Annotated in this window: 20 protein-coding genes; 12 read left to right on the forward strand and 8 right to left on the reverse strand. The window is 74.1% G+C overall.

The window, feature by feature from the left end; translation table 11 throughout:
* Nucleotides 1-58: 58 nt before the first annotated feature.
* From ACH4TL_RS22715 to ACH4TL_RS22725, 3 genes are all read left to right on the forward strand, one after another.
* Complete coding sequence (locus tag ACH4TL_RS22715) at nucleotides 59-3589, forward strand: DNA polymerase III subunit alpha (protein ID WP_398316963.1); 3531 nt, start codon at nucleotides 59-61, stop codon at nucleotides 3587-3589.
* Nucleotides 3586-4698, forward strand: a complete 1113-nt coding sequence (locus ACH4TL_RS22720; RefSeq protein WP_398316966.1) for a helix-hairpin-helix domain-containing protein — start codon at nucleotides 3586-3588, stop codon at nucleotides 4696-4698. Before ACH4TL_RS22715 ends, ACH4TL_RS22720 begins: the two co-directional genes overlap by 4 nt.
* Before the next feature lie 146 nt (nucleotides 4699-4844).
* On the forward strand, nucleotides 4845-5726 hold the full coding sequence (locus tag ACH4TL_RS22725) for an esterase/lipase family protein (protein WP_398316969.1): 882 nt from the start codon (nucleotides 4845-4847) through the stop codon (nucleotides 5724-5726).
* A gap of 12 nt (nucleotides 5727-5738) precedes the next feature.
* Here ACH4TL_RS22725 and ACH4TL_RS22730 read toward each other — a convergent pair whose 3' ends face one another.
* A complete protein-coding gene (locus ACH4TL_RS22730; RefSeq protein ID WP_398316972.1) occupies nucleotides 5739-6155 on the reverse strand; it encodes an organic hydroperoxide resistance protein in 417 nt (138 codons plus the stop codon).
* A 104-nt stretch (nucleotides 6156-6259) separates the two neighbouring features.
* On the opposite strand from ACH4TL_RS22730, the gene ACH4TL_RS22735 reads away from it, so the two are divergent.
* The 6 genes from ACH4TL_RS22735 to ACH4TL_RS22760 all read left to right on the forward strand — a co-directional run bounded on the left by ACH4TL_RS22735 (nucleotide 6260) and on the right by ACH4TL_RS22760 (nucleotide 14580).
* Nucleotides 6260-6757, forward strand: coding sequence for a MarR family winged helix-turn-helix transcriptional regulator (locus ACH4TL_RS22735; RefSeq protein ID WP_398316975.1), 498 nt, complete (start codon nucleotides 6260-6262; stop codon nucleotides 6755-6757).
* A 76-nt stretch (nucleotides 6758-6833) separates the two neighbouring features.
* A complete protein-coding gene (locus ACH4TL_RS22740; protein WP_398316978.1) occupies nucleotides 6834-8426 on the forward strand; it encodes a carboxyl transferase domain-containing protein in 1593 nt (530 codons plus the stop codon).
* A gap of 145 nt (nucleotides 8427-8571) precedes the next feature.
* The gene (locus ACH4TL_RS22745) at nucleotides 8572-9801 is read left to right on the forward strand and encodes an acetyl-CoA carboxylase biotin carboxylase subunit family protein (RefSeq protein ID WP_398317735.1); all 1230 of its coding nucleotides are present in this window, start codon (nucleotides 8572-8574) and stop codon (nucleotides 9799-9801) included.
* The gene (locus ACH4TL_RS22750) at nucleotides 9798-11633 is read left to right on the forward strand and encodes an IucA/IucC family protein (protein WP_398316981.1); all 1836 of its coding nucleotides are present in this window, start codon (nucleotides 9798-9800) and stop codon (nucleotides 11631-11633) included. The genes ACH4TL_RS22745 and ACH4TL_RS22750 overlap by 4 nt, the downstream gene beginning before the upstream one ends.
* A 59-nt stretch (nucleotides 11634-11692) precedes the next feature.
* Complete coding sequence (locus ACH4TL_RS22755) at nucleotides 11693-13414, forward strand: IucA/IucC family protein (protein ID WP_398316984.1); 1722 nt, start codon at nucleotides 11693-11695, stop codon at nucleotides 13412-13414.
* Complete coding sequence (locus tag ACH4TL_RS22760; RefSeq protein ID WP_398316987.1) at nucleotides 13411-14580, forward strand: type III PLP-dependent enzyme; 1170 nt, start codon at nucleotides 13411-13413, stop codon at nucleotides 14578-14580. The genes ACH4TL_RS22755 and ACH4TL_RS22760 overlap by 4 nt, the downstream gene beginning before the upstream one ends.
* On the opposite strand, the gene ACH4TL_RS22765 is transcribed toward ACH4TL_RS22760, so the two are convergent.
* The 5 genes from ACH4TL_RS22765 to ACH4TL_RS22785 all read right to left on the reverse strand — a co-directional run bounded on the left by ACH4TL_RS22765 (nucleotide 14571) and on the right by ACH4TL_RS22785 (nucleotide 19603).
* The gene (locus tag ACH4TL_RS22765; RefSeq protein WP_398316990.1) at nucleotides 14571-15647 is read right to left on the reverse strand and encodes a LacI family DNA-binding transcriptional regulator; all 1077 of its coding nucleotides are present in this window, start codon (nucleotides 15645-15647) and stop codon (nucleotides 14571-14573) included. The genes ACH4TL_RS22760 and ACH4TL_RS22765 overlap by 10 nt on opposite strands.
* A 108-nt stretch (nucleotides 15648-15755) precedes the next feature.
* Nucleotides 15756-17522: a beta-galactosidase gene (locus ACH4TL_RS22770; RefSeq protein ID WP_398316993.1), complete on the reverse strand. Its 1767-nt coding sequence runs from the start codon at nucleotides 17520-17522 to the stop codon at nucleotides 15756-15758.
* Nucleotides 17494-18789, reverse strand: a complete 1296-nt coding sequence (locus tag ACH4TL_RS22775; protein WP_398316996.1) for an MFS transporter — start codon at nucleotides 18787-18789, stop codon at nucleotides 17494-17496. Before ACH4TL_RS22775 ends, ACH4TL_RS22770 begins: the two co-directional genes overlap by 29 nt.
* A 107-nt stretch (nucleotides 18790-18896) precedes the next feature.
* Nucleotides 18897-19232, reverse strand: a complete 336-nt coding sequence (locus tag ACH4TL_RS22780; protein ID WP_398317000.1) for a helix-turn-helix domain-containing protein — start codon at nucleotides 19230-19232, stop codon at nucleotides 18897-18899.
* Nucleotides 19232-19603 (reverse strand): type II toxin-antitoxin system RelE/ParE family toxin, encoded by a 372-nt coding sequence (locus ACH4TL_RS22785; RefSeq protein WP_398317003.1) that lies wholly within the window; start codon nucleotides 19601-19603, stop codon nucleotides 19232-19234. Before ACH4TL_RS22785 ends, ACH4TL_RS22780 begins: the two co-directional genes overlap by 1 nt.
* A gap of 85 nt (nucleotides 19604-19688) precedes the next feature.
* Here ACH4TL_RS22785 and ACH4TL_RS22790 point away from each other — a divergent pair, with 85 nt between their 5' ends.
* Nucleotides 19689-20852, forward strand: a complete 1164-nt coding sequence (locus tag ACH4TL_RS22790) for a methyltransferase domain-containing protein (protein ID WP_398317006.1) — start codon at nucleotides 19689-19691, stop codon at nucleotides 20850-20852.
* Nucleotides 20853-21024: 172 nt separating this feature from the next.
* Here ACH4TL_RS22790 and ACH4TL_RS22795 read toward each other — a convergent pair whose 3' ends face one another.
* Nucleotides 21025-21969: a GNAT family N-acetyltransferase gene (locus ACH4TL_RS22795; RefSeq protein ID WP_398317009.1), complete on the reverse strand. Its 945-nt coding sequence runs from the start codon at nucleotides 21967-21969 to the stop codon at nucleotides 21025-21027.
* A 111-nt stretch (nucleotides 21970-22080) separates the two neighbouring features.
* On the opposite strand from ACH4TL_RS22795, the gene ACH4TL_RS22800 reads away from it, so the two are divergent.
* Together ACH4TL_RS22800 and ddaH are read left to right on the forward strand one after the other, a co-directional pair.
* A complete protein-coding gene (locus ACH4TL_RS22800; protein ID WP_398317012.1) occupies nucleotides 22081-22455 on the forward strand; it encodes a GntR family transcriptional regulator in 375 nt (124 codons plus the stop codon).
* A gap of 22 nt (nucleotides 22456-22477) precedes the next feature.
* On the forward strand, nucleotides 22478-23257 hold the full coding sequence (gene ddaH / locus ACH4TL_RS22805) for a dimethylargininase (protein WP_398317015.1): 780 nt from the start codon (nucleotides 22478-22480) through the stop codon (nucleotides 23255-23257).
* A 12-nt stretch (nucleotides 23258-23269) separates the two neighbouring features.
* Here ddaH and ACH4TL_RS22810 read toward each other — a convergent pair whose 3' ends face one another.
* A complete protein-coding gene (locus ACH4TL_RS22810; RefSeq protein WP_398317018.1) occupies nucleotides 23270-24421 on the reverse strand; it encodes a DUF5925 domain-containing protein in 1152 nt (383 codons plus the stop codon).
* Between the last annotated feature and the right edge of the window lie 16 nt (nucleotides 24422-24437).

A 24437-nucleotide genomic window follows, 5' to 3' on the forward strand; every position in this document is an offset into this window, starting at 1 on the left:
TCCGGGGAGGACGAGCAGAGCAGGATCGGCCAGGGGGTGTGAGCAGCGGGAGGTGCGGATGTCAGGCTTCACGCATCTGCACACCGCCTCCGGGTTCTCCATGCGGTACGGCGCCGCACACCCGGAGCGGCTGGCGGCGCGCGCCGCCGAGCGCGGCATGGACGCCATCGCGCTGACCGACCGCGACAGCCTCGCCGGGGCGGTGCGGTTCGCCCGGGCGAGCGAGGCCGCGGGGGTCAGGCCGCTCTTCGGGGTGGATCTGGCCGTCCGGGCGGAACCCCAGGACCCCGGGCGCACGGCCCGGCGGCGCACGCCGGTGCGCGGCGGGGCGTTCATCGACGACTCCGCGCCTCGGGCGGTCTTCCTCGCCCGGGACGGCGCCATGGGCTGGGCCGCGCTGTGCGGGCTGGTCTCCGCCGCCCACGCCGGGCTCGACCACCCCGGCTCCGCCCGCACGGGCGGCGACGGGCCGCCCCTGCTGCACTGGCGCGATCTGGTCGCTGCCGCCGATGCGCTCGCCCCGGTGACCGCGCTCCTCGGCCCGGACTCCGACGTCGGCCGCGCCCTGGCCGCCGGGCGCCCCGACCGGGCCGCACGGCTGATCGCCCCCTGGCGCGAACTGTTCGGCGACGCGCTGCGGCTGGAGGCCGTATGGCACGGCCGCGCCGGTACCGGCCCTGGCTCGCTGCGGCTGGCCGCCCGTACCGTCGGCTTCGCCGCGGACCAGGGCGTCCGGGCCGTCCTCAGCAACGCCGTCCGCTACGCCGACCCCGGCGAGGGCCCGGTCGCCGACGTCCTGGACGCCGCCCGCCGACTGGTCCCCGTCGACCCGCGCACGCCTGGGGCGCTCGACAGCGGCGAGCGCTGGCTCAAGGGTCCGCGCGACATGGCGCGCGCCGCCGAGCGCATCGCGGAGGCGGCCGGGCAGCGGCGGGACGGCGCGCACCGGCTGCTGGAGGAGACGGCTCGTACCGCCGCCGCGTGCCTGGTCGACCCCGAGGACCACATCGGCCTCGGCACCGTCCACTTCCCCGAACCGCGCCTGGTCGGCGCGGGGCGGCGGAGCGCCGAGCGGGTGCTGCGGTCGCGCTGCGCCGCCGCCATGGTGCTGCGGGGGTACGACCGCGACCGGGTGCGCTGGGAGCGTCTCGAGGACGAGCTGCGCACCATCGAACGGCTCGGCTTCGCCTCGTACTTCCTCACCGTCGCCCGGGTCGTGGACGACGCCCGGGAGCTCGGGGTGCGGGTGGCCGCCCGGGGCTCCGGCGCGGGCTCGTTCGTCAATCATCTGCTCGGCATCGCCCACGCCGACCCCGTGTCGTGCGGGCTGCTGATGGAGCGCTTCCTGTCGGTGCGGCGGGCCGCGCTGCCCGACATCGACATCGACGTGGAGTCGGCGCGCCGCCTCGACGTCTACCGCGCGATCTTCGACCGCTTCGGGGCGGAGCGGGTCGCGACCGTCTCGATGCCCGAGACCTACCGGGTACGGCACGCCGTACGGGACGTGGGCGCGGCCCTCGGCATGGACCCGGCCGAGGTGGACCGGCTCGCCAAGTCCTTCCCGCACATCCGCGCCCGCGACGCGCGTGCGGCGCTCGCCGAACTGCCGGAGCTGAAGGAGCTGCGCGAGGCGACCGAAGGGCAGGAACGTTTCGGCAGGTTCTGGGAGCTGGTCGAAGCCCTTGACGGACTGCCCCGTGGCATCGCCATGCACCCCTGCGGGGTCCTGCTCTCGGACGCCGGGCTGCTGGCCCGTACCCCCATCGTGCCGACCAGCGGCGAGGGCTTCCCCATGTCGCAGTTCGACAAGGACGACGTCGAGGAGCTGGGGCTGCTCAAACTCGACGTCCTCGGCGTGCGCATGCAGTCCGCGATGGCGCACGCCGTCGCCGAGATCCGGCGGGCCACGGGGGAGACCGTCGACCTCGACGACCCCGCGCAGGTCCGGCCCGGCGACCCGGCCACCTACGACCTGATCCGCTCCACCGAGACGCTCGGCTGCTTCCAGATCGAGTCGCCCGGCCAGCGCGACCTCCTCGGCCGCCTCCAGCCCGACTCCTTCCACGACCTCGTGGTCGACATATCGCTCTTCCGGCCAGGACCGGTCGCCGCCGACATGGTGCGCCCCTTCATCGAGGCCCGGCACGGCCGCCGCCCCGCCCGCTATCCGCATCCGGACCTGACGGACGCGCTGCGCGAGACGTATGGGGTGGTCGTCTTCCATGAGCAGATCATCAAGATCCTGTCGATCATGACCGGATGTGAACGTGACCTCGCCGACGAGGCGCGCCGCGCCCTGTCCGACCCCGATCGGCAGGGCCGGGTGCGGGCCTGGTTCCATGCCGAGGCGGGACGGCGGGGCTACTCGGCGGAGGTGCTGGGCCGCACCTGGGAGATCGTCGAGGCGTTCGGTTCGTACGGCTTCTGCAAGGCGCACGCGGTCGCCTTCGCGGTCCCCACGTACCAGTCCGCCTGGCTCAAGGCGCACCATCCGGCGGCCTTCTACGCGGGACTGCTCACGCACGACCCCGGGATGTACCCGAAGCGGCTGCTGCTGGCGGACGCGCGGCGGCGGGGCGTGCCGATCCTTCCGCTCGATGTGAACCGTTCGGGCCCCGATTATCGAATCGAACTGATGTCCGGTGGCGGTGCTGTGGGCGTCCGGCTGGCGCTGAGCGACGTCCATGGCATCAGCGAGGCCGAAACGCGGCGGATCGCCGCCGGTCAGCCCTACTCCTCGCTCCAGGACCTCTGGCTGCGCGCCCACCCCGGGCGGCCCGTCGCCGAACGGCTCGCCCAGGTCGGGGCGCTGGACGCCTTCGGTACGGGCCGCCGCGACCTGCTGCTGCACATCGCCGAACTGCACCGGCAGCGGAGCGGGGCGCGGGGCGAGGGTCAGCTTCCGCTGGCTGAAACCGGCCCACCCGCCCCCGCCGGGCTGCCCGACCTCGACGACAGCGAACGCCTCGGCGCCGAGCTGGGCATCCTCGGCATGGACGTCTCCCGCCATCTGATGGCCGACCACCGGGCCTTCCTGGACGAGCTGGGTGCGATGCCGGCGAAGCGGCTGCGGTCGGCCCGGCACGGTGAGACGGTGCTCGTCGCGGGCGCCAAGGCCGCCACCCAGACCCCGCCGATCCGCTCCGGCCGCCGGGTCATCTTCACCACCCTCGACGACGGCACGGGCCTGGTCGACTGCGCCTTCTTCGACGACAGCCACGCCGCGTGCGCGCACACCGTCTTCCACTCCTGGCTGCTGCTGGTGCGCGGCGTCGTCCAGCGCCGTGGCCCGCGCAGCCTCAGCGTCGTCGGCTCGGCCGTCTGGAACCTCGCCGAACTGGCCCGGCTGCGGAGCGAAGGCGGCCTGGAGGCGGTGGCCGCGGAACTGGCGGGTGCGGGTGCGGACGCGTCCGTGGGCTCGGATGTGGACCCGGGCGTGGACGCGGAATCGGACGAGGCGGACTCCGGCCGCCGCATCCACCTGCCCACCGGCTACGCCATGCACCCCTGGGCCGACCTCCAGCCCGCTGGCGACCAGTCGGCCACCGGCCGCAAGCTGTGGCACGCGAGCCCGGGGAGCGCGGGATGACCACCGAGAACCCCCACCCGACCGCCCCGCGTTCCACCGGGGCCGATGGCGCCGCGCCCGGTCGTGAGCCCGATGCGTGTCCGGCGGCGCATGTGCTGTACGTGCGGTTCCAGGGTGAGGCCGTGCTCGCCGAGGACGTCTACCAGGGGCTGCTCGCGCTGCTCGGTGAGGTGACGCCCGTCGTGGAGGCGTTGCCGCCCGATGCCGCGCTCGCCGATGTCCAAGGGGCACTGCGGTACTTCGGGCGGGACGCGGCCGGGCTCGCGGAGATCGTGCGGGTACGGGCGCTGGCCCGGTACGGGGTCGACTGCACCGTGGGCGTCGCCGCCAACCCCATGCTCGCCCGCATGGCCGCCCACGACGCCCCGCCGAACACGCCCGGCACGGTCCGTACCGTGCCCGACGACCCCGGCGCCGTCGCCGGGTTCCTGGCCCGTAAGCCGCCCATCGCCCTGCCCGGCGTGGGGGCCGCGACCGCGAGGGCGCTGTGTGCGTACGGGCTCGACAGCACCGAGCGGATCGCCGCCGCGCCGCTGGCCACGTTGCAGCGGATCCTCGGTGCGGCGACCGCGCGCCGGGTGCACGCCTGGGCGCACGGCATCGACCCCGCGCCCGTCACCCCGAATGCCCCCGCCCGCGCCATGGGCGCCGAGCACCGCTTCGACCGCGATGAGCTGGACCCGGTCCGGCGGCGCCGGGCGCTGCTGACGCTCGCCGACGGGCTCGGCGTCCGGCTGCGGACGAGCGGGCAGATCGCGGCCCGGCTCAGTCTCACCGTCCGGTACGCCGACCGCTCCTCGACGACCCGTTCGCGGACCCTGACCGAGCCGACCGCCCACACCCCGGTGCTGACCGCCGCCGCGTACGCGCTGCATGACGCGCTCGGGCTCCAGCGGGCCCGGGTGCGGTCGGTCGGTCTGCGGGCCGAGGGGCTGATGGGCGCCGAACTCGCCTCCCACCAGCTGTCCTTCGACGCCGCGGACGACAAGGCCCGCCGGGCGGAGGCCGCCGCCGACCGGGCGCGGGCCCGGTTCGGGGTGGACGCGGTCCGGCCCGCCGGGTTCCTGGGCGACGGCTCCCCGGGCAGCGGATTCCTGGACGTCGCGTAAGAGGTGCGTGAACCTTTCTTCACCGGCCGATGGCTGGAAGTCTCCGCTACTCACGCGTAATTTGATCCCCGCGCCACACGCTTGTGATCCGGGTCACAGGGTGCACCGCCGATGCGACTCTCTCCCGACCGCGAGGAGTTCATGTGATGCTGCCCTGGAGGCACATTCGTACCTTACTGCCCGCCCTGGCCCTGGCCGCCGCGGCGGTGACCGCGGCCCCCGCCGCCGCGGCCGCCCAGTCGCCGCAGGTCGCCGACAGCGGGCAGACCACTACCAGCAGCGGCTGGAACGACTACTCCTGCAAGCCCTCCGCCGCGCACCCCCGCCCCGTCGTCCTCGTCCACGGCACCCTCGGCAACTCCGTCGACAACTGGCTCGGCCTCGCCCCGTACCTGGTCGACCGCGGCTACTGCGTCTTCTCCCTCGACTACGGCCAACTCCCCGGCGTGCCCGTCTTCTACGGGCTCGGTCCCGTCGACCGGTCCGCCGGGCAGCTGTCCTCGTACGTCGACCGGGTGCGCTCCGCCACCGGCGCCGCCAAGGTCGATCTGGTCGGCCACTCCCAGGGCGGGATGATGCCCCGCTACTACCTGAAGTTCCTCGGCGGCGCGGCGAAGGTGAACGCCCTCGTGGGGCTCGCGCCGTCCAATCACGGCACGACCCTGTCCGGGCTGACGAAGCTGCTGGACTACTTCCCCGGCCTCGACGACGCCATCGCCAAGGCGGCCCCGGGGCTGAGGGACCAGGTGGCCGGGTCGGACTTCCTGAACCGGCTCAACGCGGGTGGCGACACCGTACCCGGGGTCCGGTACACCGTCATCTCCACCCGGTACGACGAGGTGGTCACGCCGTACCGCAGCCAGTTCCTGACCGGTCCTGACGTGAAGAACGTCGTGCTCCAGGACCTGTGCGCGTCCGATCTGTCGGAGCACCTGACCATCGGGATGACCGACCGCCTCGCCTTCCACGAGGCCGCCAACGCCCTCGACCCGGAGCACGCCACCCCGACGACCTGCGCCTCGAAGTAGCCGCCGCGGGGGCTACTCGGCGATCAGCTCTACCTCGATGTTGCCCTGCGTCGCCTTGGAGTACGGGCACACCTGGTGCGCCTGCTCGACGAGCTTGCGGCCGGTCTCGTTCTCCAGGTCGGCCGGCAGCTCGACGCGCAGCGTCACCTTGAGGGCGAAGCCGCCGTCCGACTCGTCCTTGCCGATGCCGACCTCGGCGGTCACGGAGATGTCCTTGGTGTCCACCTTGGCCTGGCCGCCGACGAGGCCGAGCGCGCTCGCGAAGCAGGCGGCGTAGCCCGCGGCGAACAGCTGCTCGGGGTTGGTGCCCTCACCGTTGCCGCCGAGGGCGGGCGGCATGGCGAGGGGCAGGTCGAGGCGGCCGTCGGAGCTGACGGCGCGTCCGTCGCGGCCGTTCGCCGTGGCCACCGCGGTGTAGAGCGCATCCATGAAGACCAATCCCTTTCGAATCCCGTGGCCCCCGGCCGGCCGGGGGAGTGGGGTCAGTAGAGCACACAATTAAATTGTGCACAACTAAGAGGTACGCTGGTGATATGCCATCTCAGCCCGACCCGCTTCCCGCACAGAGCGGAGCCGTCACCGCGGACGATCCGCTCCGTCTCGACCTCCAGCTCTGCTTCGCCCTGCACGCCGCCTCGCGCGCGTTCGGCGGCATCTACCGACGGGTGCTGCGCGACACGGAGCTGACGTATCCCCAGTACCTGGCGCTGCTGGTGCTGTGGGAGCACGGCGAGATGCCGGTCAAGCAGCTGGGCGAGTATCTGCGGCTGGACTCGGGCACCCTGTCGCCGCTGCTCAAGCGCATGCAGTCGGCCGGACTCGTCGAACGCGAGCGCAGCGCGCACGACGAGCGCTCGGTGACGGTCCGGCCGACGGCGGAGGGCGTGGCGCTCAAGGAGCGTGCCCGGGAGGTGCCCCTGAAGGTGATCCAGGCGACCGGCCTGGACCACAAGGAGCTGGCCGCGCTGCGGTCGCAGGTGCAGCGGCTGACGGCGGCGCTCGACGCGGCGCTCGCCGACGACGAAGGGTGAGCGCGCGACCGTGAGGGGCGCGTGCGGTGATGCCCGGAATGATTGAGCGGCGTCGGGTGGGTGGAAGGTGTCAGGCATGACCGGAACTCATCCCCGCGCGGGCACCCGTAAGTCCGCCATCGACCTGGTCGAGACCTTCCTCGACCCCGGCAGCCGGCGCGGCTGGGACCAGCCGGTCGAGATCATCACGACCGACCCCGACTACCGGGCCGACCTGGAACGGGCCCGCGAGCGAACCGGCCTCGACGAGTCCGTGATCACGGGCGAGGGGCGCGTTGAGGGGCGGCGGGTGGCCTATGTGGCCTGCGAATTCCGCTTCCTGGCGGGCTCGATCGGGGTCGCGGCGGGGGAGCGGCTGGTGCGCGCCGTCGAGCGCGCCACGGCGGAACGGCTCCCGCTGCTGGCCGCCCCGGCGTCGGGCGGGACCCGGATGCAGGAGGGCACGGTCGCCTTCCTCCAGATGGTGAAGGTGGCGGCGGCGATAACCGACCACAAGGCCGCGGGCCTGCCGTACCTGGTGCACGTACGCCATCCCACCACCGGCGGCGTCCTCGCCTCCTGGGGCTCCCTGGGTCACGTCACCGCCGCCGAACCGGGCGCCCTCATCGGCTTCATGGGCCCCCGGGTGCACGAGGCCCTGTACGGCGAGGAGTTCCCGGCGGGCGTCCAGGTCGCCGAGAACCTGATGAACCACGGCCTGATCGACGCGGTGCTCCCGACGAGCCGCCTCGCGGAGGTGGCGGCGCGAGTGCTGAGGGTGTTGTGCGGCGACCAGGACCCGTCGCCCCGGGCTCCCGGGGAGGCCGATTTCCGGCCAGCCACCGAGCCGGGCGCGGCTGCGCCGGGCGCCGCAGGACCGGGTGGTGGGGCCACGGCGGTGGGGCCCTCGGCCGAGGAGTCGATCCGGGCCTCGCGGCGGGGGGACCGGGCCGGGGTGCGGGATCTGCTGCGGGTGGCCGCGGAGGACGTGAGTCCGCTCAGCGGGACGGGCGCCGGGGAGCACGACCCCGGGCTGCTGCTCGCTCTCGCGCGGGTCGGCGGCGTGCCCTGTGTGGTGCTCGGGCACAACCGGCGCGGGCGGCCGGGCGGTGAGCGGGCCTCGACCGAGGGGCAGCCGCTGGGGCCCGCCGGGCTGCGTACCGCCCGGCGCGGCATGCGCATCGCCGCCGAGCTGGGGCTGCCGCTGCTCACCGTCATCGACACCGCCGGTGCGGCGCTCAGCCGGGAAGCCGAGGAGGGCGGGCTGGCGGGGGAGATCGCCCGGTGTCTCGCCGACATGGTCACGCTGCCCGCGCCCACCCTCTGCCTGCTGCTCGGGCAGGGCGCGGGCGGGGCCGCGCTCGCGCTGCTGCCCGCCGACCGGGTCGTGGCGGCGCGGCACGCCTGGCTGTCGCCGCTGCCCCCCGAAGGCGCGTCCGCCATCCTCTACCGCTCCACGGAGCGGGCGTACGAGGTCGCCGACCGGCAGGGGGTGCGCTCCGCCGACCTCCTGGCCAACGGCATCGTCGACCGTGTGGTGGAAGAGGAAGGGAACGGAGAGGGGGAGGGGTTCCTCGTGGGGCTCGGGCGCATCCTCGGCGCCGAGCTCGCCGCCCTCCGTGCCCAGGACCCCGGCGACCGCATGGCCGCCCGCCGGGCCCGGCACCGCCGCATCGGGGTGCCGAGTTGACGCCGTAACAGGGCCAAACGGGCGCACCGGCCAGCCCAATTGGCAGTCTTAGGCATGCCTAACCTAATCTCGGCTCGTGAACGAGAATGATCTCGACACGGCACCCCGGCCGTCCTCCTCCCCTGCCCCTGCCCACCCCGCGCCAATCCACCTCCTCGCCCTCAATCCCACCGACTCCGTCACCGAAGGCTTCCTCCCCGCCGCCGCCCGCCTCGCCCTGCCCGTCACCCTCCTCACGGACCAGCCCGAGGCGCACGAGCGCGCGTACGCCCGTCACGCCGCCCGCGGCGGGCGGCTCCCCGCGACGCTCGACATCGCCCCCTGCGACGTACGGGACTTCCGCGAGGTCATCAGCCGGATCGCCGCCGCCCCGGACGGCCGACGGCCCCGGGCGGTCTTCACCAACAGCGACCACCTCCAGACCCAGGCCGCCCTCGCCGCCGCGTACTTCGGCCTCCCCGGCAAGGATTGGCGCGCCGCCCTCCGCACCAAGAACAAGGCCGAGCTGCGCCGCGCCCTCGCCGCGGCCGGTGCCGACACGATCTGGTCCACCGAACTCGGCACCGGAGACGACCCGGCCACCCTCGCCGCCCTCGACGCGCCCTACCCCTGCGTCGTCAAGCCGCGCGAGGGCGTGGCCAGCGAGGACGTCGTCCTCGTCGCCGACGCCGACTCCCTCGTCCGCAGCTGCCACGTCATACGCGCCCACCGGCCCGACGCGGCGCTGGTGATCGAGGAGTACCTGGACGGCGAGCTGCGCACCCTCGAAACCCTCGGCGACGGCCGCACCCTCCACGTCCTCGGCGCCTTCCGCACCGACGTCTCCCCGCCCCCGCACTTCATCGAGGAACGGCTGCACCTCCTGCCCGCCCCGCCCCCACAGCCCCACACCGATCAGGTGCTGGCTCAACTCCGGGCGCTGGGAGTAGGATTCGGCGCTTGCCATTCCGAATACGTCGTCCAGGGCGACCGGGCCCGCCTCATCGAGGTCAACTACCGTGCCATCGGCGACCAATGCGATCTGGTACTGGCCGAACTCCTCGGCATCCCGCTCTTCGAGCACATCCTCCGCACCCACCTCGGCGAACCGCTCCCGGCCGACCTCGGCGCCCGCCGCGACGGCCGGGTCCGCATGGAGTACGTCACGGCCGACCGCCCCGGCCGTCTCGTCGCCGCCCCGGCGGCGAGCGTGACCGAACGCGACGGCGTACGGCTCGACTACCGCCCGCTGCGCGAGATCGGCGAGGAACACCCCCTCTACCGCACCAACCGCGACTTCCTCGGCGTCCTGCGCGCGACCGGCACCGACCAGGGGCGGATCGACGCGGCCGTGACGGAGTTCCTGGCGGCCCACCGGTGGGAGATCGCGTCATGAGTCGCGCGGAAGTGAGCCGCGCGGCAGGGGAGGAAGCCGAGGAGGAGCTGCTCGGCCGGGTGCTCGACACCCTGTTCCGCGAGGACGCGTACCGCCTGCGCAGCCGCGCCCGCACGGTGCGCCGCCCGGACGGCACCTGGCTGCGCATCGCGCCGGGGGAGGGCGGAGATGTGCTGCTGCCGGTGGAACCGGAGGGCTTCCAGTGCGAGATCCGCGCCCGCCGCCCGGTGACCCTGCGTTGCGAGCAGCCGTGGTCCCCGGCCGGGGCCGCGCGCCCCGCCCCGGACGGCGCCGGGAGCGTCGTGCTCATGGGGCTCGACGCCGTGCTCGGGCGGCTGCGGGGGGGCGTGGCGGACGAGGACCGGGAGCTGTACGACGCCTTCGTGGGGGAGTGCCATCAGGCGCTGGAGGCCGCCCGGCTGCACGGCCGCATCCGGCCCGGCGTCGTCGAGACGCTGGTCGCGCGGTACGGGGAGGAACGGCGGTGGGCCGGGATGGGCGGTGGCGTCGCGTACGACACGCTGGCCGCCTTCCGGGACCATCCCGTCTACCCGACCAGCCGCGGCCGGGCCGCCTTCGGCGAGGACGACCTGCGCGCCCACGCGCCCGAGTTCGCGCCCGCGTTCGCGCTGCGCTGGCTCGCGCTCCCGCGCGCGGCGATCGGCGGGGCGCCGGGGCGGCTGCCCGGGTGGTGGCCGAGCCCCGGGGAGCTGGGGCTGCCGCGGGCACTCGACGCCGACCACCTCGCGTTCCCCGTGCATCCGCTCACCGTCGGCCGCTCCCTCACCGCGGCCCTCGACGCGACCGGGCTGCGGGAGCGGGCACGGCTCGCCGAGCGGCCGTGGCTGGGCGTACGTCCCACCCTGTCGATGCGGACCGTCGCCGTCGACGACGATCCGCTCGTCCACCTCAAGCTGCCGCTCACCACCGCCACCCTGGGGCTGCGCAACCGGCGGACCGTCAAGCCGGGCACGCTCGTCGACGGCGAGGCGGCGCAGCGCCTGGTGGAGGCGGTGATCGCGCGCGAGCCGCGGTTCACGGACACCGTGCTGCTCGCCGACGAGACGACCCACCTCCACGCCGGGCACGAGCTGCTGGCCACGCTCGTCCGCCGCTATCCGCCAGGGCTGGAGAACGCCCAGGTGGTGCCGCTGGCCGGGCTGCTGGCCCGTACCCCGGACGGCGGGCTCGTGGCGGACGCGCTCGCCGAACGCCACTACGGCGGGGACCTGTTCGCGCTGCTCGACGCGTACCTCACCCTCCTCTTCGACTTCCACACCACCCTCTTCGCCTACGGCATCGCCCTGGAGGCCCATCAGCAGAACACCTCCCTCGTCTTCGACGGCACCGGCGGCCCGGCCACCCCACGGCTGCGGCTGCTCATCAAGGACCACGACGGGCCGCGCGTGCACGCCATCCGGCTCGCCGCGATGATCGGCGGGGCCGACGCCGCTGATCTGTGCGGATTCGACGACCGGCGCATCCTGACCGCCGGCGACGGCCCGGTGGCGGACGTGTTCACCACCATCACCGTCCATCTGTGCGCCGCCGCGCTCGCCTTCGAACTGGCCGCCCTCGGCCGCGCACCCCTGGACGTCCTGCTGCGGCGCTTGCGCGACCGGCTCACCGAGGCCGTCGAACGGACCGGCGCGGTGTACCCCGGCGCGGCCGGTGCCGTGCTGCGGGCCAGGGTGCTGGACGCGGACCGGCTGCCGGTCAAGGCGATGGTGACCGCGGGCACGCTGTTCACCAAGGCCCGGTCGGGCGCCGCCGACGTCAACAAGCACTACGTCACCGGGCCCAACTACCTCCTGCGGGGGCGCGGCAGATGAGTGCCGCGACCCCGTTGTCCCTCCGCCTCTCTCCTCTCCGCACCCGCTGGAGCCGCTCCATGCCAACGACCTCCTCGCCCTCCTCCGCCGCGCCCGCGACCCCGCTGGTCTCCGCCGACCACGCGACCGCCCACACCCTCCTCAACTGTCTGCTGCGCGAGGTCTCGGGCCCGGAACACCAGACCGTCGTGGCCGACGGCCGGCTGCGGCTGCGGCTGCCCCGCAGCGGGGTGCTGCTGCGGGTGGGGCTGCGCCGTACGTCGCTGATCGGCGCGCACCGGTTCACCGGACCGGTGAGCGAGGAGCGTGACGGCGACTGGGCGGAGGTCTCCTGGCGCGGTCTCGCCGAGCGCGTCCAGCGGGAACTCCAGCTGCGCACGGGGGTCCGGAACGACGAGTTCCTGGCGCAGGTCGCCTCCAGCCACGCGGGCATGACGGCCGCGCTTGAGGAGCGGGAGAAGGCCACGGACAGCCCCGCCCCGGACGCCTACCTGGCCTCCGAACAGTCCCTCTTCTTCGGCCACCGCTTCCACCCCACCCCCAAGGCCCGCACCGGAAGCCCCGCCTCCTGGTCGCTGTTCGCGCCCGAGGCCGGGGCCCGCTTCCCGCTGCACCACCTCGCCGTGCGCCGGGAGTTCGTACGGGAGGAGGCCGCGTACGCCGGGGCGCTGGCGCCGCTGGACCGGCAGCGGCCGGTCCCCGACGGCTACCGGCTGCTGCCCGCCCACCCCTGGCAGTACGCCATGCTCCGCGAGCACCGGGTGCTGCGCGCGGCGCTCGACCGCGGCGACGTCCTCGACCTCGGGCCCGGCGGGCCGGACTTCGCGCCGACCGCCTCGGTCCGCACGCTCTACGACGGCCGGGACTTCCTCAAGTTCAGCCTGAACGTGCGCATCACCAACTGCCTCCGCAAGAACGCCGACTACGAGCTGTCCGGCGCCGTCGCCCTCACCCGGCTGCTGGAGCCGGTCGCCGCCGACCTCGCCGCCCGCTTCCCCGGCGCCGACCTGCTGCGCGAACCCGGCTACCGCACGCTCGACCTCGACGACCGCCACCTCTCCGAGGGCTTCGGCGTGATCGTCCGCGAGGGGCTGGCCGCCCGGCTGCGGCCGGGGCTCACCGGGCTGCTGGCGGCGGCCGTCGCCGACGAGTACCCGACGAGCGGCGCCCAGCTGTCCCACCTGCTCGGCGACACCGGGCCCGAGCACGCGCTCGCCTGGTGGCAGGCGTACCTCGACCTCCTCGTACCGCCCGTCCTGGCCGCCTGGTTCGACCACGGCGTGGTCCTCGAACCGCACCTCCAGAACGTCGTCATCGGCGTGGACGCCACCGGCACCCCGCGCCAGGTGCTCTTCCGCGACCTGGAGGGCACCAAGCTGGTGCCCGGCCATCACGCCGCCGCGCTCGCGGCGCTGCCCGAGGCGGTGGCCCGCCCCATGACGTACGGGCGCGAGCGCGGCTGGGACCGGGTGGTGTACTGCCTGCTGGTCAACCACCTCGCCGAGATGGTCGCCGCCCTCGCCGACCGCCACCCCCACCTGGAGCCCGACCTGTGGTCGGCGGTCCGCCGACTGCTGTGGACACGCGCCGCGGCCCACGACGACCCGCCCGCGCTGCGCGCCCTGGTCGCGGGCGTGCCGCTGCCCGCCAAGGCCAACCTGCTGACCCGCTGGGGCCGCAAGGCCGACCGCGACGCCGGTTACGTCCGTATCGCCAGCCCGCTCGCCTCCGACCTGCTGTCCGAGGCGGCCCGCGTCATCGCCCCCGGGAGCGCCCGTTGAACACCCCCGTCGCTTCGTTCGCCACCGCCCTGCGCGGGGACGACCTCCCCGCGTACGTCTACGACCTCACCGCCCTCGCCGACCACGCCCGGGAGGTACGCGCCGCCCTGCCGCCGGACATCGAGCTGTACTACGCGGCGAAGGCCAACCCGGAACCGCCGGTCCTGCGCGCCCTCGCCCCCTACGTCACCGGCTACGAGGTCGCCTCGGGCGGCGAATTGGCGCACGTCCGCGAGGCCGTCCCCCAGCGGCCGCTGGCCTTCGGCGGACCGGGCAAGACCGAGACGGAGCTGCGGCGGGCGCTGGAGCTGGGAGCGGAACGGTTCCATGTGGAGAGCGAGCACGAACTGCGCTTGCTCGCCTCACTCGCCGATCGCCCTGTCGGTGTCCTGCTCCGCGTCAACCTGCCCCTCACCGATGCGGCGCTGGGTGGCGCGGCGCTCGCCATGGGCGGCCGCCCCAGCCCCTTCGGCCTCGACCCGGACCGGGTGGAGCACTGCCTGCCGCTCTTCACCCCGGGCGGCCCGCTCCGGCTGCGCGGCATCCACGCCCACCTCGCGAGCGGCCTCGACGCCCCCGCCCAGACCGCCGTGGCCGCGCGGATCGCCGACTGGACGCGCGAGCTGTCCGCCCGCCACGGCCTGGACCTCACCGAGGTCAACGTGGGCGGCGGCATGGGCGTCGACTACGCCCGCCCCGACGCCCGCTTCGACTGGAAGGCGTACGGCGAGGGCCTGGCCGACGTCGCCGACCGCAACCCCGGCCTGACCCTGCGGATCGAGCCGGGCCGGGCGCTGACCGCGTACTGCGGCTGGTACGTCACCGAGGTGCTGGACCTCAAGCACAGCGGCGGCGAGGCGTTCGCGGTCCTCCGCGGCGGCACCCACCACCTGCGCACCCCGGCCACCAAACAGCACGACCACCCCTTCCAGGTGCTCCCCGCCGCCGACTGGGACCGGGACTGGCCCCGCCCCGCCGCCCGCGACGAACCGGTCACCCTGGTCGGCCAGCTGTGCACCCCGAAGGACGTCCTGGCCCGCGACATCCCGGTCGCGCGGCTGCGCGCCGGGGACCGCGTCGCCTTCGCGCTGGCGGGCGCGTACGCCTGGAACATCTCGCACCACGACTTCCTCATGCACCCGAAGCCGGGCTTCCACTACCTGTGACCTCCGGGGGCGGGGCCCGTGCTGTGGCGGACTACCAGTTCGGTCGGGATCGTCACGCGGACGCCGGGCTCCGGGGTGCGGTCGAGCTGGTCCAGCATCAGGGTCAGACAGCGGCGGCCGATCTCGGTGAAGTCGGTGCGGATCGTGGTGAGCGGCGGGAGGAGGTGGGCGGCTTCGGGGATGTCGTCGTAGCCGACCACGCTGACGTCCTCGGGGACCCGGCGGCCCGCTTCGTGGAGGGCGCGCAGGACGCCCACGGCCATCTGGTCGTTGGAGACGAACAGCGCGGTCAGGCCCGGCTGCCGGGCGATGCGGCGGCCCAGGTCGTAGCCGGAGTCCGCGCTCCAGTCGCCCAGCAGCGGCTCGTGGACCTCGGCGCCCGCGGCCTCCAGGGCGGCGCGCCAGCCGTCGACGCGGGCCTCGGCGGCGATCCAGCCGGTGGGGCCCGCGATGTGGTGGACCGTGCGGTGGCCGAGGCCGAGGAGGTGCGCGGTGGCCTGGCGGGCACCGGAGGCGGAGTCGCCCGCGACGACCGGGATGTGCGCGCCGAAGCTCTTGTCCAGGGTGACCATGGGGACGCCCCGGCCCGTCTCGCCCGCATCGCCCGCCTCGACCAGGGCCTGGCCGACCGAGCGCTGCGGCGCGATGGCGATGATGCCGTCCGCGCCCTGGCCGAGCAGCCGGTCCACCGCGCCGGTGACGGCGGCCTGGTCGGCGGCGGTGAGGGCGATCGTGCTGACGAGGTAACCGGCCTCCTGCGCGGCCTGGTTGATCCCGGCGAGGGTGGCGGCGGGGCCGAAGCGGGCCGCGTCGAAGGAGATCACGCCGAGGGTGCGGCTGCGGCCGCTGGCCAGGGTGCGGGCGCTGGCCGTGGGGCGGTAGCCCAGCTCGCGCATGGCGGCGCGGACGCGCTCGCGGGTCTCGGCGCGGACCCGGGGGTGGTCGTTGAGGACGCGGGAGACGGTCTGGTCGGAGACCCCGGCGAGCCGGGCGACGTCCGCCATGACCACCTTGCCGCCGGTGGTGGGGCGGCGGCGCCGGGTGGGGGCGCGGTGTGGCTCCGCCATGTTCGGTCGTGGCTCCTTTCGGGGGCGTCGCACCGGGTGCGCGTCGCGGGTGCGTACACGGGTGCGCATCCCGGGTGCGGGCCGCGGGGCCCGCACCCGGAGGGGCCGTCAGTCCTGCGCGGTCCAGCCCAGGTCCGGTTCGTCGACGAGGTGTGCCACCCGGGTCGTCGCCGACTGTAGCTCCAGCAGGGTCAGCTCGTTCTCGCCCGCCTTCAGCACCGGCCACGGCACGTACAGCCGCCGCTGCGGGCCGCGCGCCCAGTAGCGGCCCAGGTTGAAGCCGTTGACCCAGGCCAGGCCCTTGGTCCAGCCCGGCAGGTCGAGATACGCGTCGGCGGGGGACTCCACCGTGAACGTGCCGCGGTGGAAGGCCGGGCCCGCGACGGGGGTGCCGGTGGTGCGGAAGGGGAGTTCGGGGAGCCGGTCCAGGGGGAGGCGGTGGCAGGTCCAGTTCTCCAGCGGCTCGCCGTCGAGGGTGACCGGGCCGGTGATGCCCTTGGGGTCGCCGATGCGGCTGCCGTAGTTGGCGCGGCCCATGTTCTCCACCAGGACGTCCAGCCGGGCGCCGTACTCGGGGCTGCGCACATGCAGGCTGTCCTCGTGGCGCTCGCGTTCGATCACACCGGCCGGGGCGCCGTTGACGAACACCTGCGCCCGGTCGCCGACCCCGCCCGTGAAGTGCAGGACGTGGTCGCCGATGGCGGGCAGTTCGGTGCCGTAGAGGACGAAGCCGTAAGGCTGGCCCAGCGCCTCCATGGTGGGCGGATCGGTGAAGTGCTCAGCGGGGGCCAGGAATTCGGCGGTGACCAGGGCGTTCGCCGAGGCGGTCAGCCGGACCTCGGTCGGCGGCAGCTTGGGCGACGGCTCCGGAAGCGGCTCGTCCGGTACGTCCGTGTGGCGGGCGATGACCTCGCGGAACGCCGCGTACTTGGGGCCCGGGTCGCCGCATTCGGTGAGCACCGCGTCGTAGTCGTACGAGGTGACGGCGGGAGCGTAGGCGTGATCGTGGTTCGCTCCGCTGGTGAAGGCGAAGTTGGTGCCGCCGTGGAACATGTAGATGTTCACCGACGCCCCCGCCGACAGCAGCGCGTCCAGATCGGCGGCCGCGTCGTCCGCCGCCCGCACATGGTGCGGCTCGCCCCAGTGGTCGAACCAGCCGATCCAGAACTCCGCGCACATCAGCGGCCCGCTCTCCTGGTGGGCGCGCAGCACCTGGAGCGAGTCGCCGATCCGGCCGCCGAAGGTGCCGGTGGAGAGCACCCCGGGCAGGCTTCCGGCCGCCAGCTTCGCCTTGTCGGCCTGGTCGCAGGTGAACAGCAGCTCCTCGACGCCGCGCTTGCGCAGCGCGTCGGCCAGATGGGCGAGATAGGCGGTGTCCTCGCCGTACGCGCCGTACTCGTTCTCCACCTGCACCGCGATGACCGGGCCGCCGGACGCCGCCATGTACGGGGCGAGCGGCGGCAGCAGCAGATCGAGGTACGCGTCCACGGCACCGGTGAACCGCGGATCGCTGCTGCGCTGCCGGATGTTCGGATCGGCGGTCAGCCAGGAGGGCAGCCCGCCGCCCTCCCATTCGGCGCAGATGTACGGGCCGGGGCGCAGCAGGACGTGCAGCCCCTCGGCCCGCGCCAGCTCCAGGAAGCGGGGGAGGTCGAGCAGTCCGTCGAGGTCGAGCGGGCCGTCCTGGGTGGGCTGGTGCAGATTCCACGGCACGTACGTCTCGACCGTGTTGAGCCCCAGCAGCCGCGCCTTGCGCAGCCGGTCGGCCCACTGGTCGGGGTGGGTGCGGAAGTAGTGGATGCCGCCGGAGAGGATCCGGAAGGGCTCACCGTGGAGCAGGAAGCCGTCATGGTCGAGCGTCAGGGCAGCGGGCATGGCCGGAGGTCCTTTCGGCCGCACGGGCGGGAGCGGGTGCGGTGGCAGTGGTGTTCGTCAGGGATACGGATGAGGTGGTCGCGCGGATCAGCCAGACGGTGGTGAGCAGGCAGACGGCCGAGACACCGCCCAGGACGAGCGGTACGGCACGGATGCCCGACAGCTCGATCGCCTTGCCGAGCACGGGCCCCGCGGCCACCCCGCCGATCATCGACGCCGCGATCACCAGCGCCCCGGCCCGGCGGGCGCGCGGCGCCGCCCGGGCCAGCCAGGGCAGACCGGTGGGGAAGACCGGCGCGATGAACAGGCCGACGCCCGCGTACGCGTACGGGGCCGCGGCCGGGATCGTGGCGAGCAGCAGACAGACCGTCATGCCCGCACAGCTGAACGCGATGATCGCCGGGGCGGACCAGCGCAGCGCGAGCGGGACGGCCAGAAAGCGGCCGACGGTCATCATCAGCCAGTACACGGAGGTCGCGGACGCGGCGGCGGCCGCGCCGTACCCGACCGTCTCCAGGTGTGTGGGCTCCCAGCCCCCGACCCCGGACTCGACGCCGACATGGAGGACGTACAGCAGCACGAACGCGCCCAGGACGGTGGCCAGGCTGCGGGTCCGCACCGCACCGGCGGCGGTCGGCTCGCCCTCCGCACCGTCGCCGCCGTGCGCCGGTGCCCGGTCCCGCACCCCGGCCAGGCACAGCACCAGCGGCAGCGTGAGCACGGCGAAGCCCAGGAACACCGCCGGGTAGCGCTCCGCCCCGGCCAGCCCGACGAGCGCCGGGCCGAGGATCGCGCCGATGCCGAAGTGGGCGTTGAGGACGTTGAGCATGGCGGCACTGCGCCGCCCGAAGCCGACCGCGAACAGCTGGTTGAGCCCGTAGTCGATACCGCCGAAGCCGAGCCCCGCGACCAGCGCCATGACCAGCGCGAACGGCCAGCCGAGGGCGAGCGCGAACCCGGCCGCGCCGCCCGCCATGAGCAGATACGAGCAGCCGAGCATCGTACGGTTGCCGACCCGGCCGAAGAGCCGGTCGAAGCCGAGGACCCCCGCGACCCCGCCGACGAAGTGCGCGCTGAGGGCCAGCCCGGCGGCCGAGGGGGAGAGCCCGTAGGAGTCGCGGAAGGCGGGGATCGCCGGGCCGTAGAGGGCCTGGAGCGCGCCGATGAGGATGAAGCCGACGCAGGACGCGACGATCGCGGCGCGGCTGAACAGCGGTTCCGCGGGGTCGGGTCGGGTCTGGTCCACGTGCTTGTCCACGGTGTCCACGCAGGGAGTGTTACCGCTAACATTTCTGCCGTCAAGGCGTCCTTGGGCGCCCTTGGGGATCGGTGCCAGGCCCTTGAGTACGGATGCCCTTCGTGTCGGGCGTGAGCCTAAGCCGCTTCGCGGGCTGTGAGCGTCACCTGTGCGTCGTCCTCATCGATGGCGATGTTCAAGGACGCGTTCAACCCCTTGGCCAGCTTTGCGAGCAGGGGCAGCGTGGGAACGGTGTCGGACCCCTCGATCCGGGAAATCTTGGCCTGGGTCAGCCCGGTACGGGTGGCCAGCTCGCTCTGCGAAAGCCCGAGTTCCACGCGACGGTCGTAGACGACCTTGGCCAGCGCCATGGACAGCCGGTGCTCTTGGCGCTCCTGTTCGACCTCAGCGGTCTCCCGGTGCCCCTCGGCCAGCTCGCGTTCACGCGCCAACCTCCAACGGCTGTGTCCCATCACTGGTCTCCTTCCGTGCGGATGAACTCTGAATGCGCTGGGCCATGCTCGGCTTCGCATTCCTTCTTCGCCAGTACCGCCCTACTGATCTGGGCTTCCTCATGGGCCCTGGTCTTGCGGAACACGGTCGGCAGGACGACGCGGCGGTCGTCCGTGATCCAGTAAGTCACTCGCGTCTGCACGCCGTCGAGGCTGGGGCGCAGCTCGCTCACTCCATCGCGCAGCGGGCGGGCGTAGGGCATCGGCGTGTGCGGCCCCAGCTCGGCCAACAACTCCGCGTAGGCCTCCACCTTGCGGTAGAGCTTGCCGGGTAAGAGTTCGAGCCAGGTCCTGATCTCGGGCTCGACCTCGACGACGTACAGGGCGTTCATGTCGTGAACGACATATGTCGCCAACGACATCATCAAGCGGGGTCGGAGCCGAGGCGTTGTCGGCGACGGGTGACAACATCGCCCTATGTGCGCTGAGGGATCGACCACCGCCGGTCACGGGACCGCCGACTACGGTGCCACCGATTACGGGACCGCCGACTACTGGGACGCCGCCGCGGCCGGGTTCGACGACGAGCCCGACCACGGGCTGCGCGATCCCGCCGTGCGGGAGGCATGGGCCCGGCGGTTGCGGGAGTGGCTGCCCGGGCGGCCCTCCGACGTCCTCGACCTCGGATGCGGCACGGGCAGCCTGGCCCGCCTCGCGGCCGAGCAGGGCCACCGGGTGACGGGCGTCGACCGGTCGGCCGGGATGGCCGGGCGCGCCCGCGCCAAGCTCACCGGGACGGACGCCACCGTGCTCGTCGGCGACGCGGCGGCGCCGCCGGTCGGGGAGGGCCGCTTCGATGTCGTCCTGGCGCGTCATCTGCTGTGGCTGCTGCCCGGCCAGGAGGCCGTGCTGCGGCGCTGGGCGCGGCTGCTGCGGCCGGGCGGGCAACTGGTGCTGATCGAGGGCCGCTGGGGCGAGTCGGACCCGGTCGGGCTGGCGGCCGGTGACCTGCTGCGCATGGTCGAGCCGCTGGCGTCCCGTACGCACGTCGAACAGCTGGCGCCGGACGCGGCGCTCTGGGGGCGGCCGGTGCGCGACGAGCGCTATGTGCTGCGCGCGGCCCTCGCCCCGCCCAGGCGGCACGCCGAGATCGTCGACGTCCATCTGCTGCTGCGGCGCGGCGATCGGCTCCTGCTCGCGCGCCGCGCGGGCACCGGCTACGCGGACGGTCTGCTGCACGCGCCGTCCGGCCATGTGGAGGACGGCGAGGACGTACGCACCGCGGTGCTCCGCGAGGCGGAGGAGGAGATCGGCGTCCGTCTCACCCCGGACGAGGTGCGGGTGGCGCTCGTCATGCAGCACAAGTCGCCCACGGGCTCGGCCCGTACGGGCTGGTTCTTCGAGGCGCGGCTGGGGGAGGGCGGGCCGGAGCCGGTGAACCGGGAGCCGGACAAGTGCTCGGAGATCGGGTGGTTCGCGCTGGACGCGTTGCCGGAGGACATGGTGGCGTACTGCCGGGCGGGCGTCGAGGCGTACCGCGCCGGGGAGCGGTTCGCCACGCACTGGCACGAGCCGGGGGACGCCATCGCGTTCGCCCCGGCGGGCCCGGACCGACTGGTGGTGCTGAAGGCGACGGAGTGACGGTCACGGGGTGACGCCCGGTCCGTCCGGGCCGCCGGGACACGGCCCCGGTCCGTGGGGGAGGCAGCGGCTCAGGTGCCCGGATCGGGCGGACGGCGGGGTCCGGCACCCCGGTGTGGACCCAGACGTGGGCCCCGTCCGGTCAACGCCGTGGCACGCCCGAGGCCGCCGATCAGTGGCGCAGTTCGCGTACGTAGCGCCGCTCCAGGGCGGCCACGGCATAGCCGAGCCGGGCGTTGATCGCCAGCATCGGGCCGTTCTCGCTGTCGTTGCCCGTGAACGCCTCGGCGCACCCCGCCGCGCGCGCCCGGCGCAGCGAGTCGGTCTTGGCCAGCCTCGCCAGGCCCCGGCCGCGGTAGGCGCGCAGCGTGCCGGTCATGCCCGACCAGTAGCGGCCGCGGCCGTCCGTGTGGGCGAGGCTGAACGCCGCGACCCTGCCGTCCACCACGGCCAGCGAGGTCAGTTCGTGGTCCAGCGCGGGATGGTCCCAGGTCCGGGCCAGCCACTCGGCGTAGGGCATCGGGCCCTCCACCACATCGCTGGGCTCGTCCGCCATTACCGCGACGTCCGCCTCGTACAGCGGGCGTGGATCGTCGGCGAGGTCCGCGGCGGTCCGCAGCTCCACGCCGACCGGCAGGGCGTCCGCGTCCAGCGGCGGCAGGGCCGCCGTGGTCAGGTCCAGCCGCTGGACGCGGGACGACCGGCTGCGGCGGTAGCCACGGTGCTCGGCGAAGGCGACGGAGGCGGGCTCGTCCAGGGTCCACGCGAACACCTTGGCGGCACCCAGCCCCGCCAGATACTCCTCCGCCGCGATCACCAGCGCCGAACCGGCGCCCCGGCCCCGGGCATCGGCGTGCACCGAGGTATTGGCGCAGCCCACGCCCGTCACGCCCGGCTCGTCGCGGCCCGCGTCCGGGAAGAGGCCCAGTTCGCAGGAGCCCACCACCCGGCCGTCCGCCTCCGCGACCAGCAGCCGGTAGCGGCAGGGCCGCGGCGCGCTCGCCACCTCCCATGCCACGGTCCGGGGCGTCGTCAGCAGATGGGGGAAGGCGGAACGTCGCGCCTCCGCGACGGCGGCCGCGTCGGCGGCCCGGAAATCGCGCACGGTCATGGCCATGGGCGGGCAGACTACGGCCCGCCCACCCGCCCCGCCTCCGAATTTCCGGACGTCCACGAAGCGGCACACAATGGATGCGACAAAACCTGCCCGCACCCCCAGGAGCCCCACGTGGCCTTGCAGATCACCGTCGACCCCGACGCGGCGACCGCCCCCTTCGAGCAGATCCGCGCGCAGATCGCCGAGCAGGCCCGCTCGGGGGACCTCCCCGTGGGCTACAAGCTGCCCACCGTGCGCGGCTTCGCCGAGGAGCTGGGGCTGGCGGCGAACACCGTGGCCAAGGCGTACCGCGCGCTGGAGTCGGACGGGGTGATCGAGACCCGTGGCCGCCACGGCACGTTCGTCGCGGCGGCCGGTGACGCGGCCGGGCGCCGGGCCGCCGAGGCGGCGCAGACGTACGCGCAGCGGGCGCACCGCCTCGGCCTGGACCGCGCGACGGCGCTCGCCACCGTCGAGGACGCCCTGCGCGCGACGTACGGTGAGTGACCCGAAGAGACAGGGGGAAGCCATGACCACCAGCCGCATTGCCCTGGTCCGCCGCCCGAGCCCGCGGCTCGCCGACGGGCTCGTCACGCACATCGACCGCAAGCCGGTCGACGTCGCGCTCGCGCTGCGGCAGTGGGAGGCGTACGTCGCCGCCCTCCGGCTGCACGGCTGGGAGACCGTGGAGGCCGATCCGCTCGACGCGTGCCCGGACGGGGTGTTCGTCGAGGACACGATGGTCCTCTACCGGAACGTCGCGCTGATCGCGCGCCCCGGTGCCGAGTCCCGGCGCCCCGAGACCGCGGCCGCCGAGGCGGCCGTGACGGCGCTCGGCTGTTCGGTCAACCGGGTGCGGGAGCCGGGGACGCTGGAGGGCGGCGATGTGCTGAAGATCGGCGACACCGTCTACGTGGGGCGCGGCGGCCGCACCAACGGCGACGGGGTGCGGCAGGTGCGTGCCGCCTTCGAGCCGCTGGGGGCGCGGGTGGTGGCCGTACCGGTCAGCAAGGTGCTGCATCTGAAGTCGGCGGTCACGGCGCTGCCGGACGGGACCGTGATCGGCTATCCGCCGCTGGTCGACGACCCGGCCGCCTTTCCGCGGTTTCTGCCGGTGCCGGAGGAGTCGGGCGCGCATGTGGTGCTGCTGGGCGGCGGCAGGCTGCTGATGGCGGCGAGCGCGCCGCGCAGCGCGGCGCTCTTCGCCGACCTCGGGTATACGCCGGTGCCGGTGGACATCGGCGAGTTCGAGAAGATGGAGGGCTGTGTGACTTGTCTGTCGGTGCGGCTGCGGGAGCTGTACGTATAGCGGCACAGGGCCTTACAGGTACAGGCCCGCGTCCGTCTCGCCAGGCTGGATGGGCACCGAGGCGGGACGCGTGCCGCGGCGCAGGGCGAACAGCTCGGCGAGCGTCGCTCCGTCCCGCCCGATGCCCTCCTCCGTGCCGAGCCAGTTGACCGCCTCCGTACGGTTCAGCTTGCCGACCTCGATGCGGGCGAGGCAGCGGCCGGGGCGGACCACCGCCGGGTGCAGCCGCTCCAGGTCCTCGTTGGTGGTCACCCCGACCAGGACGTTGCGGCCCTGGCCCAGCAGACCGTCCGTCAGGTTGAGCAGCCGGGACAGCGCCTGGCCCGCGGTGTGCTTGGCCTCGCCGCGGATCAGCTCGTCGCAGTCCTCCAGGAGCAGCAGCCGCCAGCGGCCCTTGGCCGAGCCGTCGTCCTCGCCGATGGCGATGTCCATCAGATAGCCGACGTCGGTGAACAGCCGCTCCGGGTCCAGGACGCAGTCCACCTGGCACCAGTCGCGCCAGGAGCGGGCCAGGGTGCGCAGCGCGGAGGTCTTGCCGGTGCCGGGCGGGCCGTGCAGCAGCAGGAGGCGGCCCGCGATGTCGTCCGGGGTGACCTTCATCAGCCCGTCCATGGCCTCGGCGACCGGCGCGGTGTAGTTGTCGCGGATCTCCTCCCACGTCCCGGCCGCGATCTGGCGGGTGGTGCGGTGCGGGCCGCGGCGCGGCGAGACGTACCAGAAGCCCATCGACACGTTCTCCGGCTGCGGCTCGGGCTCGTCCTCCGCACCGTCGACCGCCTGCCGCAGCACCGTTTCGGCCAGGTCGTCCTCGACGGCGGTCACGGTCACGTCCGCGCCCCGGTTCCACCGGGACACCAGCAGGGTCCAGCCGTCGCCCTCGGCGAGCGTGGCGCTGCGGTCGTCGTCGCGGGCCGCGCGCAGCACGGTCGCGGCGGGCGGCAGCAGCGTGGCGCCCGACTTCACCCGGTCGACGGAGTGGCTGCGGGCATACGGCTGCTCTCCGGTCGCGAAGCGGCCGAGAAAGAGTGCGTCGACGACATCCGACGGCGAATCGCTGTCATCGACGTTCAGCCGGATCGGAAGGGACTGTTCGGCGGGTGTAGCGGGCAGGGTCTGCCTCCTGAGCGAGCGGTCCGGTGCGGCGGTCGGCGCACCCCGCCCCATGATCCAGCACGAGGGG

Source organism: Streptomyces sp. NPDC021115, assembly GCF_044333065.1.
In the GTDB taxonomy this organism is placed as follows: Bacteria; Actinomycetota; Actinomycetes; order Streptomycetales; family Streptomycetaceae; genus Streptomyces.

Coding starts and splice junctions, on each gene's coding strand:
- ACH4TL_RS22715 (WP_398316963.1), top strand. CDS start 59: ATGTCAGGCTTCACGCATCTGCACACCGCCTCCGGGTTCTCCATGCGG.
- ACH4TL_RS22750 (WP_398316981.1), top strand. CDS start 9,798: ATGAGTCGCGCGGAAGTGAGCCGCGCGGCAGGGGAGGAAGCCGAGGAG.
- ddaH (WP_398317015.1), top strand. CDS start 22,478: ATGACCACCAGCCGCATTGCCCTGGTCCGCCGCCCGAGCCCGCGGCTC.
- ACH4TL_RS22780 (WP_398317000.1), bottom strand. CDS start 19,232: ATGGGACACAGCCGTTGGAGGTTGGCGCGTGAACGCGAGCTGGCCGAG.
- ACH4TL_RS22755 (WP_398316984.1), top strand. CDS start 11,693: ATGCCAACGACCTCCTCGCCCTCCTCCGCCGCGCCCGCGACCCCGCTG.
- ACH4TL_RS22765 (WP_398316990.1), bottom strand. CDS start 15,647: ATGGCGGAGCCACACCGCGCCCCCACCCGGCGCCGCCGCCCCACCACC.
- ACH4TL_RS22740 (WP_398316978.1), top strand. CDS start 6,834: ATGACCGGAACTCATCCCCGCGCGGGCACCCGTAAGTCCGCCATCGAC.
- ACH4TL_RS22725 (WP_398316969.1), top strand. CDS start 4,845: ATGCTGCCCTGGAGGCACATTCGTACCTTACTGCCCGCCCTGGCCCTG.
- ACH4TL_RS22810 (WP_398317018.1), bottom strand. CDS start 24,421: ATGGGGCGGGGTGCGCCGACCGCCGCACCGGACCGCTCGCTCAGGAGG.
- ACH4TL_RS22730 (WP_398316972.1), bottom strand. CDS start 6,155: ATGGATGCGCTCTACACCGCGGTGGCCACGGCGAACGGCCGCGACGGA.
- ACH4TL_RS22770 (WP_398316993.1), bottom strand. CDS start 17,522: ATGCCCGCTGCCCTGACGCTCGACCATGACGGCTTCCTGCTCCACGGT.
- ACH4TL_RS22735 (WP_398316975.1), top strand. CDS start 6,260: ATGCCATCTCAGCCCGACCCGCTTCCCGCACAGAGCGGAGCCGTCACC.
- ACH4TL_RS22785 (WP_398317003.1), bottom strand. CDS start 19,603: ATGAACGCCCTGTACGTCGTCGAGGTCGAGCCCGAGATCAGGACCTGG.
- ACH4TL_RS22795 (WP_398317009.1), bottom strand. CDS start 21,969: ATGGCCATGACCGTGCGCGATTTCCGGGCCGCCGACGCGGCCGCCGTC.
- ACH4TL_RS22790 (WP_398317006.1), top strand. CDS start 19,689: ATGTGCGCTGAGGGATCGACCACCGCCGGTCACGGGACCGCCGACTAC.
- ACH4TL_RS22720 (WP_398316966.1), top strand. CDS start 3,586: ATGACCACCGAGAACCCCCACCCGACCGCCCCGCGTTCCACCGGGGCC.